13 protein-coding genes are annotated in these 14109 nt (G+C 60.5%); 7 read left to right on the top strand and 6 right to left on the bottom strand.

What is annotated here, in order from left to right; translation table 11 throughout:
• Positions 1 to 120 precede the first annotated feature (120 nt).
• The 4 genes from AC0L4F_RS09035 to AC0L4F_RS09020 all read left to right on the top strand — a co-directional run bounded on the left by AC0L4F_RS09035 (position 121) and on the right by AC0L4F_RS09020 (position 5948).
• On the top strand, positions 121 to 978 hold the full coding sequence (locus AC0L4F_RS09035; RefSeq protein WP_244687542.1) for a 1-acyl-sn-glycerol-3-phosphate acyltransferase: 858 nt from the start codon (positions 121 to 123) through the stop codon (positions 976 to 978).
• Between the two features lie 258 nt (positions 979 to 1236).
• Positions 1237 to 2808, top strand: a complete 1572-nt coding sequence (locus AC0L4F_RS09030; protein ID WP_244687540.1) for a Re/Si-specific NAD(P)(+) transhydrogenase subunit alpha — start codon at positions 1237 to 1239, stop codon at positions 2806 to 2808.
• 15 nt (positions 2809 to 2823) lie between these two features.
• Positions 2824 to 4257: an NAD(P)(+) transhydrogenase (Re/Si-specific) subunit beta gene (locus tag AC0L4F_RS09025; protein ID WP_244687538.1), complete on the top strand. Its 1434-nt coding sequence runs from the start codon at positions 2824 to 2826 to the stop codon at positions 4255 to 4257.
• A 401-nt stretch (positions 4258 to 4658) separates the two neighbouring features.
• A complete protein-coding gene (locus AC0L4F_RS09020; RefSeq protein ID WP_244687536.1) occupies positions 4659 to 5948 on the top strand; it encodes a DUF3422 family protein in 1290 nt (429 codons plus the stop codon).
• On the opposite strand, the gene AC0L4F_RS09015 is transcribed toward AC0L4F_RS09020, so the two are convergent.
• Complete coding sequence (locus AC0L4F_RS09015) at positions 5932 to 6957, bottom strand: YeeE/YedE thiosulfate transporter family protein (RefSeq protein ID WP_244687533.1); 1026 nt, start codon at positions 6955 to 6957, stop codon at positions 5932 to 5934. The genes AC0L4F_RS09020 and AC0L4F_RS09015 overlap by 17 nt on opposite strands.
• A 222-nt stretch (positions 6958 to 7179) precedes the next feature.
• Here AC0L4F_RS09015 and AC0L4F_RS09010 point away from each other — a divergent pair, with 222 nt between their 5' ends.
• Positions 7180 to 8343, top strand: coding sequence for a M20 aminoacylase family protein (locus AC0L4F_RS09010; protein ID WP_244687531.1), 1164 nt, complete (start codon positions 7180 to 7182; stop codon positions 8341 to 8343).
• Positions 8344 to 8471: 128 nt separating this feature from the next.
• Here AC0L4F_RS09010 and rsgA read toward each other — a convergent pair whose 3' ends face one another.
• Both rsgA and AC0L4F_RS09000 read right to left on the bottom strand, forming a co-directional pair.
• Positions 8472 to 9509, bottom strand: a complete 1038-nt coding sequence (gene rsgA, locus AC0L4F_RS09005) for a ribosome small subunit-dependent GTPase A (protein ID WP_244687529.1) — start codon at positions 9507 to 9509, stop codon at positions 8472 to 8474.
• A gap of 207 nt (positions 9510 to 9716) precedes the next feature.
• Positions 9717 to 10157: a DUF2934 domain-containing protein gene (locus AC0L4F_RS09000; RefSeq protein WP_244687527.1), complete on the bottom strand. Its 441-nt coding sequence runs from the start codon at positions 10155 to 10157 to the stop codon at positions 9717 to 9719.
• A gap of 107 nt (positions 10158 to 10264) precedes the next feature.
• On the opposite strand from AC0L4F_RS09000, the gene AC0L4F_RS08995 reads away from it, so the two are divergent.
• Positions 10265 to 11110, top strand: coding sequence for a glycosyl transferase (locus AC0L4F_RS08995; protein WP_473446299.1), 846 nt, complete (start codon positions 10265 to 10267; stop codon positions 11108 to 11110).
• A gap of 180 nt (positions 11111 to 11290) precedes the next feature.
• On the opposite strand, the gene moaA is transcribed toward AC0L4F_RS08995, so the two are convergent.
• Positions 11291 to 12298: a GTP 3',8-cyclase MoaA gene (gene moaA, locus AC0L4F_RS08990; protein WP_244687525.1), complete on the bottom strand. Its 1008-nt coding sequence runs from the start codon at positions 12296 to 12298 to the stop codon at positions 11291 to 11293.
• A gap of 84 nt (positions 12299 to 12382) precedes the next feature.
• On the opposite strand from moaA, the gene AC0L4F_RS08985 reads away from it, so the two are divergent.
• On the top strand, positions 12383 to 12889 hold the full coding sequence (locus AC0L4F_RS08985; RefSeq protein ID WP_244687523.1) for a hypothetical protein: 507 nt from the start codon (positions 12383 to 12385) through the stop codon (positions 12887 to 12889).
• Here the strand turns inward: AC0L4F_RS08985 and AC0L4F_RS08980 are convergent.
• On the bottom strand, positions 12879 to 13559 hold the full coding sequence (locus tag AC0L4F_RS08980) for a DNA alkylation repair protein (RefSeq protein ID WP_244687521.1): 681 nt from the start codon (positions 13557 to 13559) through the stop codon (positions 12879 to 12881). The two genes, AC0L4F_RS08985 and AC0L4F_RS08980, sit on opposite strands and share 11 nt — an antisense overlap.
• Complete coding sequence (locus AC0L4F_RS08975; protein ID WP_244687519.1) at positions 13556 to 14107, bottom strand: pyridoxamine 5'-phosphate oxidase family protein; 552 nt, start codon at positions 14105 to 14107, stop codon at positions 13556 to 13558. Before AC0L4F_RS08975 ends, AC0L4F_RS08980 begins: the two co-directional genes overlap by 4 nt.
• Positions 14108 to 14109: the final 2 nt, after the last annotated feature.

Genomic DNA, 14109 nt, shown 5'->3' with positions numbered 1-14109 from the left:
GGGACTGCGGGCAAGGTTGCGCCGGGTTTCCGCCAATCCCCCGTCCATCCCCCACACTGGCGCCAAGTTTTTGGTGCCAGTGTCATAATCCTGTTGCTGATCATGTGGCGACTAGCGGGAATGAGAGACCGCATTGACCCGCTGATTCAAGAACGCGCAAATTGGCTGTTTGAGGACCGTATCGCGGCCCGACTGGCCCGTCCTCTTTTGGACCGGCTGCTCAGCTATGACGCGACCGTGGCCCTGGCCACCAAAATGGCCGATCTGCCGTCAGAGCAGATCATGGATCATGTTGGTCGGCTTTTGGCGAAAAAGGTCGAGGTCACCGGGCTGGACAATCTGCCCGCCAGTGGCGCGGCGCTTATCGTGGCAAATCACCCGACGGGAATTGCCGATGGAATCGTGTTGCACAGGATTTTGGCAACTCGGCGCTCGGATACCTACTTTTTTGCCAATCAGGACATTTTGCGGGTGTTGCCCCAGATGGAGGATATGATTGCCCCGGTCGAATGGCGGCTGGAAAAACGCAGTCACGCAAAGACCCGCGCGACGATGGCCTATACCCGCAAAGCGGTCGAAGCCGGGCGTCTTGGGGTGATCTTTCCGTCCGGTCGCCTGGCCAAACGGCGGAGTTTTCGCCTGTATGAACGGCCCTGGATGTCGTCTTCGGTGACGATTGCGCGCAAGTTCGACTTGCCGGTGATCCCGATCCGAATGGAGGCACGCAATTCGGCGCTGTTCTATCTGTTTGACGCCATTCATCCGACACTGCGCGATATTACGCTGTTTCATGAGACACTTAACAAGGCCGATCAACGGTTCCGCATTCATGTCGGCGCGCCGATTGCAGCGGCGGATATTCCCGCCCGACCAGAGCACGGTATTGCGATGCTGCGCGACGCCTGTCTGTCGCTGGCGGGGGGGCAAAGCGATTATGAAAGGGCCTTGCCTCTGGTGCGCAAACCGGCGTTCCCTTGAACGGTCCGACGCGGCATATGCCAAACCGCTGTTGTTTCCCGCATGGGAAACATGAAATAACCGAGACGAGAATTAGTCCGAAAACGCCCTGTGATGTTATTGCCGTGCCGCAATGGACATGCCGCAGCGCTGCATTTACCAAGTGACCTGGGGAATCTCCGCCAATTTTTCGAACGCAGCTGTAGAGATGCGTTGAAATAATCTTGCGCAAACGTTAGTGCGCATTGCAATGACGTAACCGACGAAGGAAACGCAAACGTGAAAATCGGGACGCCGAGGGAATTATTTGAGGGTGAGGCGCGTGTCGCCATGACGCCGGAGTCTGCGAAGCAATTGCAGAAGCTTGGGTATGACTGTGTGGTTAAATCCGGGGCCGGTGCGAAGGCCGGTTTTTCGGATGCGACCTATGAAGCTGCGGGGGTGTCGGTTGTTTCTGACGCGGCTGCGCTTTGGGAACAGTCGGATATCATCGCCAAGGTGCGCCAGCCGGATACCACGGAATTGGGTTATCTGACGGCGGACAAGACCTTGATTTCCTTCTTCAACCCTGCGGGGAACGAAGAGGGGATGGCCCAGGCGAAAGCCAAGGGTGCCAGCGTGATTGCCATGGAAATGGTGCCCCGGATTTCGCGTGCGCAGAAGATGGATGCGCTGTCGTCGATGGCCAATATCGCGGGCTACCGTGCGGTGATCGAGGCGGGCAACAACTTTGGCCGTTTCTTCACCGGCCAGATCACGGCGGCGGGCAAGGTGCCCCCGGCCAAGGTTCTGGTGGTGGGCGCGGGCGTGGCCGGTTTGGCCGCGATCGGCACATCGACCTCGCTTGGTGCGATCACCTATGCCTTTGACGTGCGTCCCGAAGTGGCCGAACAGGTCGAATCGATGGGGGCAGAGTTTGTCTACCTCGATTTCGAGGAAGAGCAGCAGGACGGCGCCGCCACCGGCGGCTATGCCTCTGTGTCCAGCCCCGAATTCCGCGAAGCGCAGCTGGCCAAGTTCCGTGAATTGGCCCCCGAGATCGACATCGTGATCACCACGGCGCTGATCCCCAACCGCGAAGCGCCCGAGCTTTGGACCGAGGACATGGTCAAGGCCATGAAACCGGGCAGCGTGATCGTCGACCTCGCGGCGGAAAAAGGCGGCAACTGCAAGTTGACCGTGGCAGATGAAAAGATCGTCACCGACAACGGCGTCACCATCATCGGCTATACCGATTTCCCCTCGCGCATGGCGGCGCAGGCCTCGACGCTTTATGCCACCAACATCCGTCACATGATGACCGATCTGACGCCGGAAAAGGACGGTCAGGTCAACCACAACATGGAAGACGATGTGATCCGCGGCGCGACCGTGACCCACGCGGGCGAAATCACGTTCCCGCCGCCACCGCCCAAGGTCAAAGCGATTGCCGCACAGACCAAGGAAAAGCCCAAAGAACTGACCCCAGAAGAAAAACGCGCCGCAGAAGTGGCTGAATTCAAAGCGCAAACCAAACAACAGGTCACATTGTTGGCGGTGGGCGCTGTGTTGCTTCTGGCGGTTGGCCTTGTGGCGCCGGCCAGCTTCATGCAGCACTTCATCGTTTTTGTCTTGTCGGTCTTTGTCGGCTTCCAGGTGATCTGGGGCGTGGCGCATTCGCTGCACACGCCGCTGATGGCCGTGACCAATGCGATCTCGTCGATCATCATTCTGGGGGCCTTGATGCAGATCGGATCAAGCTCCTTCCTGGTGATCCTGCTTGGGGCGCTTTCGGTGTTCATGGCCGGGATCAACATCTTTGGCGGCTTCCTCGTCACACGGCGCATGCTTGCCATGTTCCAGAAATCTTAAGGAGGGGTTGAAGCTATGGAATTCGGTTTCACCACTGCCGCCTATGTTGTTGCGGCTGTTCTCTTCATCCTGTCTTTGGGTGGTCTGTCCAATCAGGAAAGCGCCAAGCGCGCGGTCTGGTACGGGATTGTCGGCATGGGGCTGGCGGTTGCCGCCACGCTGATTGGCCCCGGTTCGGGTCTGTGGCTGTTGTCGCTGATCCTGATTTCCGCGGGCGGGATCATCGGGTTTTATGTCGCCAAGCGCGTACAGATGACCGAGATGCCCCAGCTGGTCGCGGCGATGCACAGCCTCGTTGGTCTGGCAGCGGTTTTTGTTGGCTTCAACGCGCATTTCGAACTGGCCAATGTGCTGGGCATGGGCGAAGAGGCGCGTCATGGTCTTGAAGGGTTTGCTGCGCTGCTGGCGCATAAATCTGCCGTTGAAATCAACATCCTGCGGGTTGAATTGTTCCTTGGGGTGTTCATCGGTGCGGTGACCTTTACCGGGTCGGTGATTGCCTATGGCAAGCTGGCGGGCAAGGTCAGCTCGGTGGCGACCAAACTGCCGGGCGGTCATATCCTGAACGCGGCGGCGGCGGGTTTGTCGCTGATCTGTCTGATCTGGTACTTCAACACCGGTGGCTTCCTGCCGCTGTTCGTGATGACGCTGGCGGCGCTGTTCATCGGCTATCACCTGATCATGGGCATCGGCGGCGCCGACATGCCGGTGGTTGTGTCGATGCTGAACAGCTATTCCGGCTGGGCGGCGGCGGCGATCGGCTTCAGCCTCGGCAACGATCTTCTGATCGTGGTTGGTGCGCTGGTCGGTTCGTCCGGTGCGATCCTGTCCTACATCATGTGCAAGGCGATGAACCGTCACTTCGTGTCGGTCATCCTGGGTGGCTTTGGCGGCCCGGCGGGCGAGCAGATGGCCGTGGAAGGCGAGCAGATTGCGATTGACGCTGATGGCGTGGCAACCGCACTGAACGAGGCCGACAGCGTGATCATCATCCCAGGCTACGGCATGGCGGTGGCCCAGGCGCAGAACGCGGTCAGCGAGCTGGTGACCAAGCTGCGCGCCAAGGGCAAGAACGTGCGTTTCGCCATTCACCCGGTCGCCGGGCGTCTGCCGGGGCACATGAACGTGCTGCTGGCCGAGGCCAAGGTGCCCTATGACATCGTGATGGAGATGGACGAGATCAACGAGGACTTCCCCGAAACGGACGTCGCCATCGTGATCGGGTCGAACGACATCGTGAACCCCGCCGCCCAGGACGACCCCAACAGCCCCATCGCCGGCATGCCGGTTCTGGAATGCTGGAAGGCGAAACAGGTCTTTGTGTCGAAACGCGGCCAGGGCACAGGATACTCCGGCATCGAGAACCCGCTGTTCTTCAAAGAGAACACCCGCATGTTCTATGGCGACGCCAAAGACAGCCTCAACAAACTGCTGCCAATGATCGAGTGAGATTGACGGCGGCACATACGCCGCTGTTGACAGTCACAATGGCCTTCCCGGAGCAATTCGGGGAGGCTTCTTCTTGCGCAGGTCAAACGGGGGCGCTGCCCCCAATTGTGGCAGGCCACAATTTCCCCCGGGATATTTTTGAACAGAAGAAGCAGGGCACCCGGTTGCAGGCGGTGGTTGGCTTTGTTGCATTCCTGACACGAAAGCGACCTGGCGCGCGAAATTCGCCGAGGCGGCAAACCCGGTGTTTTTGTTTCTTCTTGCGGGGTTAGCGGACGGGGCGCGCGATGTCGGTGAATGGTATGCAATTGTATTCCTGTAACGTATTGAAAGAAATTGAATTTTTTGGTTTATCCTGTGTTGGATCAGGATAAGTTGCGGCAAAATACAAGGCCGCATTCATGACCCAGTTCTCTGACCATCCTTTGCGCTATCAGCTGTCAAACGAGCTGCATGCACGGCCCTTTCCGACGGTGGGCACCCCGGGGCGGGCGGTTTATCTGGTTGTGCGCAAAGAAGATCACGCGGCATCGCGGGATAAATCCGAAGATCTGGCCCATCTGATTGATTTGTTGAACCGCTATGGCGCGCCGCATCCCCAGCCGGGGGCGACGCATTATTCGGCGCAGATCGGCAAGCACAATCTGAAATGGGAAAGCCATACCGAGGTGGTGACCTATTCGGTGTTCATGGATGGCGCGGGCGAGCGACCGTTTGACCCGGCGGATTTTGACGTGTTTCCGCAAGATTGGCTGGCGCGTGCGCCGGGGCAGCGGGTGACATCGGCGATGATCCGGATTGGCGCGCAGCCCGATCAGGCCCGTCTGGCCGAGGATCTGGTCAGTTGGTTTGTGCCGGAAAGCCTGGCGGTCAGCCATGTTCTGGAAGAGGCGGCGATTGTGGCCGGTGATTTCCGTATTGATCCGGCGGGACATGTGCGGTTCGCGGTGTTTCCGGCCGATGGCACCGGCGAAAGCCGGGTGGGGCGTATCCTGCAACGGATCTGCGAAATCGAGTTGTACAAATCGCTTTCGATGCTCGGGTTTTCCAAGTCCGGCGAGCTGGGGCCGGTCCTGGGGGCGCTGGATGATCAGCTGACCGATTTGATGACCCGGATGACGGATGAAAAACAACAGGCCGAGGAAACGCTTCAGGCCCTGTTGGCGATATCGGCGGAGCTTGAGGCGCAATCGGCCAAATCGTCGTTTCGGTTCGGTGCGACCGGTGCCTATGAGGCGATTGTGCTGCAACGGATCGAGATGCTGCGCGAAAGCCATTTCAACGGTCGGCAAAGCTGGCATGAATTCATGGTCCGCCGGTATGATCCGGCGATGCGCACGGTGAAATCAACCGAGCGGCGACTGGCCACCATGGCGGAGCGGGCGATGCGGGCCAGTGAGCTTTTGCGCACCCGGATCGAGGTCGAGCGCTCTGCCCAAAACCAGTCGCAGCTGGAGGCGATGAACCGACGGGCGGAATTGCAACTGCGTCTGCAAGAGACGGTTGAGGGGCTGTCGGTTGTGGCGATCAGCTATTACGCGGTGTCGCTGGCGGGGTATCTCGCCTATCCCTTTGGCAAGGCCGTGGGGATAAGCAAGGAATGGGTGCTGGCGGGATTGACGCTGCCGGTTGTCGGGGTCGTGGCCTGGTTCCTGCACCGAATGAAGAAGCGGCTTAGCGCGAAACCTTAGTCAGGGCATGTGTGGTCAGCCCGCCGATCGCCATGAAGCAAAGCGCCAGCAACGCCGCGACCGAAAGGGTGGGAATGCCGCCCAGCCCTGCGCCAACGGTGCAGCCGCCCGCCAGGACGCCGCCAACGCCCATCAGCGCCGCGCCGAACATGTAGCGCCCGGTTTCGCGCGGGCTGGTAAAGCTCTGCCAGCGGAAGGTCTTGCAAATGAGCGAGGCCAGCAGCGCCCCGGCCAGGACGCCGCCAAACAGGCCAACGCCAAACCCCGGGGTGATCGCGGTGCTGGCGATGGCCCAGAACAGGGTTTCGGTGGCCGGCGCGGTGAAGGACAGGCTTTCCATTGTGATCGGGTCGAAGTCGTCGAACAACACAAAGCCGGTTCCAACCCAGGCCGCAGGCACAAGCAGGCCCAGCAGGGCGGCCATGACCAAATGCCGGATCGTGTTGCCAGAGCGCACAGCCAGGAACAGCGCCAGCAAGGCAATCACCGCGGTCCACAGCAATGCGCCGCCGGGCAGGGCCGCCAGCGAGATATGCTCGCCCAATGGCATGCTCACGCTGGCCAGCGCGGTGCGGGGGGCGGCCAAGACGCCCTTGAGCGTGGCATGGGCGACAACCGAGAACACAAGAATGACGGTCAAGGCGCGCAGATTTCCCGTACCGCCCAGCACCGCCAGCCGCGACACGCATCCACGTGTCAGCACCATGCCAGCGCCAAACAGCGCCCCGCCCAGGCCAATTGCGAGCCAGGCCAGATCCGGCGTCATGAAACGGTGGCCGTCAAAGTCGATCCAGCCTGCGGCCACTGCGCCCTGGGTGCCAAGCACCGCTGTGGCCAATGCCATGGCCCAAATGCCCGCCGCCTGTTTGCGATCATCGCCGACCAACGCGCGCCGAAAACAGAATTTTGTCCGCTCGGCCAGCACGCCGAACAGCATGCCAAGGATCAGGGCCATTATGACACTGGCCTGTTTTGCACTGGTGTCTTCAAAGCTGAAATATTCGAACATGGCCGCCTCGTTGGTTCTGTTTGAACTCACATGCAGGCTATTTGCAGAGCGATCAAGGGGCAGGTGGCGGATTTGCGGCCCGGCGGCCCCGGCGGGTATTGACGTTGCGGTGCTGTGGGGCCACCTGTTGATGCAAAGGCCGGGGATCGGTCGCGTCAGGGGCACATATGTCCGCTGCGCCAGACCAGTCTACAGATCATCAGACGTTCAAGGAGTTTCGCCATGCCCGTGAAGAACCGATTTGCCGAATTGCAGGGGGAAATCACCGCTTGGCGGCGGGATCTGCATGAGAACCCCGAAATCCTGTTTGATACCCATCGCACGGCGGGGATCGTGGCGGACCGGCTGCGGGACTTTGGCTGTGACGAGGTGGTGACCGGGCTGGGGCGCACCGGCGTTGTCGGGGTGATCAAGGGAAAATCTTCGGACAGCGGCAAGGTGATTGGCCTGCGCGCCGATATGGATGCGCTGCCGATCCTTGAACAGACCGGGGTGGAATATGCCTCGAAAACCGATGGCGCCATGCACGCCTGCGGCCATGATGGTCATACGGCGATGTTGTTGGGGGCGGCAAAATACCTGAGTGAAACCCGGAATTTCGACGGCACGGTTGTGGTGATCTTTCAACCGGCAGAAGAGGGCGGCGGCGGTGGCCGTGAGATGTGCGAAGATGGTCTGATGGATCGTTGGGGCATCCAGGAGGTCTATGGCATGCACAATTGGCCCGGTTTGCCATTGGGGTCTTTTGCCATTCGCCCCGGTGCGTTTTTCGCCGCCACCGATCAATTCGAGATCACCTTTGAAGGTTTGGGGGGCCATGCCGCCATGCCACATTTGGGCGTCGATACCGTGGTGATGGCTGCTCATGCGGTGACGGCGCTACAGACGATTGCCAGCCGCAACGCCAATCCGGCAGATCAGATCGTGGTTTCTGTCACCTCGTTTGAGACCTCTTCCAATGCGTTCAACGTCATCCCGGCGAAAGTCGAGCTGAAGGGCACGGTGCGCACCATGAGCGCCGAATTGCGTGCCCAGGCCGAAACGCGGGTAAAGGCAATCTGTGACGGGATCGCGGCCAGTTTTGGCGGGTCGGCGGATGTGACCTATCATCATGGCTACCCGTGCATGGTCAACCAAGAGGAACAGACCGCCTTTGCGGCGGAGGTCGCCACAAAGGTCGCCGGCGCATGTGATCTGGCCCAGATTACCATGGGCGGCGAAGATTTTGCCTATATGCTAGAGGAACGGCCCGGCGCCTATATCCTTGTTGGCAATGGCGACAGCGCCGATCTGCATCACCCGAAATACAATTTCAACGACGAGGCGATCCCCGCCGGCTGTTCCTGGTGGGCCGAGATTGTCGAAAACCGGATGCCTGCGGCCTAGCGGGCGCGTGAGCTGGGGTGCGCAGGTCACGCGCACCCCGTTTTTGATCGAAGCATTTGGCCCATGCAACGCGACCCCAGATCAAAGATCAGGCGCGGTTGACGGGGGCGGGCACATCAAGCGAACCCTTACTCGCGTTCGATGTCGCGCTTGTGCCGGCCTTTGGCCTGTGCGCCCTTGATCGACTTGGCAAAGGCCTTGCCCCGGGCGCGCGATTGCGCCAGCGTTTCGGAATTGTGCCGGTCTTCGCGCAACAGTTTTTGCCAACGGGCAATCCGCTCGCGGTCGACCTGACCCGATTTGATTGCCGCCGTGATGGCACAGCCCGGTTCGCTGTCATGGCCGCAGTTGTTGAACCGGCATTGGGTTGCCAATTGCTCAAGGTCATCAAAGACCGCGCCGATGCCATCCGCCGCATCTTTCAATTGCAGTTCCCGCATGCCGGGGGTGTCGATCAACCAGCCCCCCGCAAGGGTTGGCCGCAGGGCGCGAAAGGTCGTGGTGTGGCGGCCGCGCGCATCATCGTCGCGAATATCACGGGTTTCGGCGTTTTCCCCGGTCAAAGCATTGCGCAGGGTGGTTTTGCCCACACCGGAAGATCCAATCAGCGCAAGCGTTTGGTTCTTCGAGCACCACGGCGCGAGGCGATTGGCCTCTTCCGGGTCTTTGGCGTTGACCGTCAGCGCGGTGACCAGCGGCGACAAACGTTCGGCCTGACGCAGATAGTCATGGGGGGTGTCCGCCATGTCGGATTTGGTCAACACAACCAATGGCAAACAACCGGCCGAAGACACCAGCGCCAAATAACGTTCCAGTCGCGCGACGTTGAAATCGTCATTGCAGCTGGTGACAATCGCAATGGTGTCGATATTCGCCGCAATGCGTTGGGCTGCGACGCCGGGACCTGCGGCGCGCCGGGTCAGGTCGGTGACCGGGTCCAGACGGCGCAGGGCCGAAACGCCGTCGGACAAGATCCAATCGCCCACCGCATAGGCGCCGCTGGCCTCGCGCGGGTGAAGATCGAACATACCGTCGGGGGTCAGGGCAACAAGCCGGTCACGGTGGATTTCCGCCACGCGGGCAGGGGGGAGATGTGCGTCGGCCTCTTCAATTTGCCGCGCGAAATGATCTGACCATCCGAGGTCAGGCAAGGTTTTAACTGTCAATGGTTTTGTCCCGTATCAGGAAGATCGAATGCTTGGGGTTCAAGCATGATTTCGGCCCGGACAGCGGATCAGACCGCCACCCGCAGGGTGCACACAATTTCCATGATGCCCTCCTGCGCTGAATTGGGTTCGTGCTAGATTAGTCCGACGCGCGCGCCGGATCAAGGGGGTGGTGAACGGCAAATCGCGCCGTTCACCCGGAAGATGTCAGCCTTTTGCGGCGGTTGGCTTGGCGGCGGCTTTCGGGGCTGCTTTTGCCGGTGTTTTTGCCTGTGTTTTTGCGGGCGCTTTGGTTGTGGCCTTGGCCGAAGTTTTGGCTGGAGTTTTCGCTGGGGCTTTGGCTGTGGTTTTTGCCGCTGCTTTTGCCGGGGTCTTCACAGCGGTCTTTGTCGCGGCTTTGGCCGGTGCTTCGGTTTTGGCGGCAGCTTTAGGGGCAGCAGATTTGGGGGCGGTTTTTGCAGCCGCAGATTTCGCCGGTGCGCGGCGCTTTTTCGGCGCGGCTTTGGGCGCGCGCAAAGCGGCCTCTGCGCGAAGCCAATGATCCTGTTCGCATCCATGCGGCTGGCCATCGTTCAGCCAGATGTAAAACGCAGCTTCGGCAATGGCGGCGGTGTCGACGGTTTGGTTTGTATTCTGGGCTGTGGTCATGGTGATTTCCCCCTTCGTCACAGTATAAGTTAGCGCTAACGAACGTAGCAGGATTTCTGCACCTGCACAATAAATGCTGCTGTGCAGAAATGTCGCGCCCGACTGGTATGCAGCGGCAATACGCGCTAAGTCGCAGGCAACAGAAAAAGGAGTCGCCCGTGGTCGCCAATATCATGTGCATCAAATGGGGCACCTTGTTCGGGCCGGAATATGTCAATCGGCTGTACTCTGGGGTGCGGCGCAATATCGACGCCCCGGTGCGGTTTTTCTGCATGACCGAGGAAACCGACGGCTTGCACCCGGATATCGAAGTGCTCGACCTGCCGGTTGAACCCTTTTCGGAGCCGATGAATGCTGCGCTGGCGGTGGCCAACCGGCAGGGTGCAATGCGCAAGGTGTCGCTGTTTCGCCCCGATCTGGTGCCTGATCTGGAAGGGCCGGTGCTTGGGTTTGATCTGGACGTGGTGATCACCGGCGATCTGACGCCGATCTGGCAGATGTCACCGGGCAAGATTGCCATGCGCCATGACTGGACAGAAAAGCGCAAAGGTCGCCCCACCGGCCATGGATCGGTGTTTCGGTTTGATCCGGGCGAGCATGGATTTCTGTACCGCGATCTGGCGGCCAACCCATATGACGAGGTGGAAAAGGCCCGCGGGTCAGAGCAGCGCTATACCTCGCACAAGGCGATGGACAACGGGGTGTTTGACTATATCCCCGGCGAATGGGTGGTGAGCTATAAGTATGATTGCAACCCGTTTCCGCGCAATTACCTGATGTCACCGCGGCTGCCGGATAAGGCGCGGGTGGTGTGTTTTCATGGCCGCCCCAAGATGCCGGATGCGGTGGATGGCTATACCGGCCAGTTCATTCGCTATTCCAAACCCTGTGGCTGGTTGCGGGACCATTGGATTGATCGCGCGCGTGCGGATTTGGGGCCGGACTGGGCCTGATCTAATAAAACCGGGCCTGACCAAAGATGCCCCCGCGCCGGAGCCCAAAGAAAACGCAGAACACTGGCTCTGGTCCTGGTTCGGGGGTCGGATTTGCGTATTTTAAAAAGAGAAGAAGACCGGGGTCTGGGCAGGGTCCGGGCGGGGCCCCGGGTTTCCGGTCAGCGGCGCCGCGACGGATCAGCCGCCTGTGTGGCTCATGTGGCGGCTGACCTGACCATCGGCGCGTTGGCGGGAATAGTCGAAATCATGGCCCTTGGGCTTGAGCGAGATTGCATCGCGGATCGCGGCCTCTAGCGGCACATTGCTGTCGGGATGGTTGCGCAGGGCGGCGCGCAGATCGGCGTTGTCCTCCTGGCCAAGACACATGAACAATTCCCCGGTGCAGGTCAGCCGCACGCGATTGCAGCTTTCACAGAAATTATGGGTCAGGGGCGTGATAAAGCCGATTTTCTGGCCGCTTTCCTGAAGCTGCACGTAACGTGCCGGGCCGCCGGTGCGCTCGGGCAGGTCGATCAGGGTGTAGTTCTGGGCCAGTTGGCCGCGCAGATCGTCAAGCGACCAATATTGGCCGATGCGGTCTTCATTGCCGAGATCCCCCATTGGCATGACCTCGATAAACGTCAGGTCAATGTCGCGGCTGGCACACCATTCCGTCAGGGTGAACAGCTCATCCTCGTTGAACCCTTTTAGGGCCACGGCGTTGATTTTCAACCGCAGCCCCGCAGCCTGGGCCGCATCAATGCCGCGCAACACCTGGGGCAGGCGGCCCCAGCGGGTGACGCGGGCAAATTTGTCTTCGTCCAGCGTGTCCAGCGACACGTTCACCCGGCGGACACCGGCGTCAAACAGCTGATCGGCAAATCGTTCCAGCTGGCTGCCATTGGTTGTCAGGGTCAGTTCCTGCAACGCGCCACTGTCGAGATGGCGGGTCATGGCGCGGAAAAACGTCATGATGTCGCGGCGCACCAGCGGTTCACCGCCGGTGATGCGCAGTTTCTCGACCCCGAGGCCGATGAAGGTGCTGCACATGCGGTCCAGCTCCTCCAGCGTCAACAATTCCTTTTTCGGCAGGAATGTCATGTTCTCGGCCATGCAATAGACACAGCGGAAATCGCAGCGGTCGGTGACCGAGACCCTGAGATAGGAAATCGGGCGTTGAAACGGGTCGATGAGTTTGACTGTCATGACCGGTAAGGTAGGGTGCGGCACCCCGCCGAACAAGGGGAATGTGGCGTTGACGGGGGCGACCAAAGGCGTATGGATGGGGCCATGACAAAACGTTTGATCCTCGGCGCGGTGGCGCTTTTATTGGTGTCTGCCTGCGGTGACAAAGGCGGGTTTGGTGGGATGTTGCAGCCGCGCGATCGCGATACGGCCGCTGTGGAAGAGGCCGACACCCAGGATCCGTCGCGCAGTATTGCCCCCGCCACACGGCCGCCGGAAGATGCGGTTTCTGCCGAAGATTTTGACACGACCACGGCGCAAGACCGTGAAAAGGCCGCGGAAGTGCCTGCCAGCGGTGGCGAGACGGCGCTTGGGTCCACGGTGGCGTCACTTGGTGATCCGGCGCGGCCGGGGTTCTGGCTGGAAACGCCCTTGGTGACTGCCGCGACCAAGGGCCGGGTGGAATTTCCCGGCTCTGGCAAATCTGCGCAGGTCGATCTGATACCGATTGACGGGCCGGCCATGGCTGGCAGCCGGATTTCGCTGGCGGCCATGCGGTTGATCGAAGCGCCGCTGACCGGGCTGCCAGAGATTTTGGTCTTCAGGAACTGAGGTATTTGCCCGCTTCACGGCGGGCGAATGGCTTCATCCGGTCCCCATGCAGGGCAAGAAAGGCCTCTGTGGCGTCGGGCGCATGTTTCGACAGATCGCGCAGCCACCAGGCCACGGCCTTTTGAATGAACCAATCCTTGTCTTCCACATAGCTCGCGGCCCAGCCAAGGATGCGGTCGCGTCGGGCAATGTCATCCGGTTTGGGGTGGCGCAGTTTTGTCCAGGGCAGGGTGGCCACCAACGCCGCGCGCCGGGTCCACATGTGATCGGATCTTGTCCAGGTTTCGATCCGATCCAGTCGGGATGGATCGGCGGTCAGGCGTCTTTGCGCCGCCATACAGGCGTGATCGGCAATGGCCCAGGCGTCAAAATCCGCCACCCACGACAGGATCAGATCCCAAACCGCATCATCGGGGCGGATGCGCGCCTGGGTCAGAAGTTTTGCCGCCGCAATGCGGGCTTCGTGAATGTCGGTTTTCCACAAGGCATCCGCCAGCGCCACACGTTCGGCCAGCGTCAACGTCCTGCGCCAAGCGGTGGTCAACTCGTTCAAAGCCGGGTTTGGCACGCCCAGATACGCTCGCGGCACCTTGTGATATGCGGCGGACCCTTCGGCGCGGCCCGGTTCGATATGGGCCTTCATCGCGTCCAGCGCGGCCTCAGGCGTCATTGTAAATTCGCATCAATGCCGGTGGGCAGGCCATCAATGGTTTCGCGATTATACGTGTCCCAGTAATCGCGCATGCCCTCCGCGCCCTTGGATGTGTTGGACCGCGTCAGCGTGTCCCGTTCGCCGGCAAAATCCATGAAGGGCACCGCATAGCCACAGGAGGTCTGGATCATCTCGACCGACAGGTCGAAGATCTGGCGGGCGTCGATCCGGTCGCCGAAATGGGCAATCAATTCCGGCCAATCGGCATCATTGCGATGTACGCTGCGCGCGGTGCCATAGGTGCGCAGGATCTGCGGTCGTTTGTCAAAGGAACACCACATCAGCGTCATGCGCGGCACTTCGGCCAGATGCCCGGCGGTTTCATTGCCCGATCCGGTCAGGTTCAACCAAATGATCCGGTTCGGCCCCAGAACCCGCAGGCTGTCCATGCCCTTGGGGGACAGGTTGACCCGGCCCGTCGTCGCCGCAGTGGCGCAGAAAAAGACATGCTGCGCCTCGATCATGGTTTGATGTGCCGCCTCAATCGCCGGAAATTGTTTGGCCATGG

Source organism: Marinovum sp. J2-8, assembly GCF_055808435.1.
Note: the sequence above shows the minus strand (reverse complement) of the source record. Positions and strands in the feature narration are given on the sequence as shown.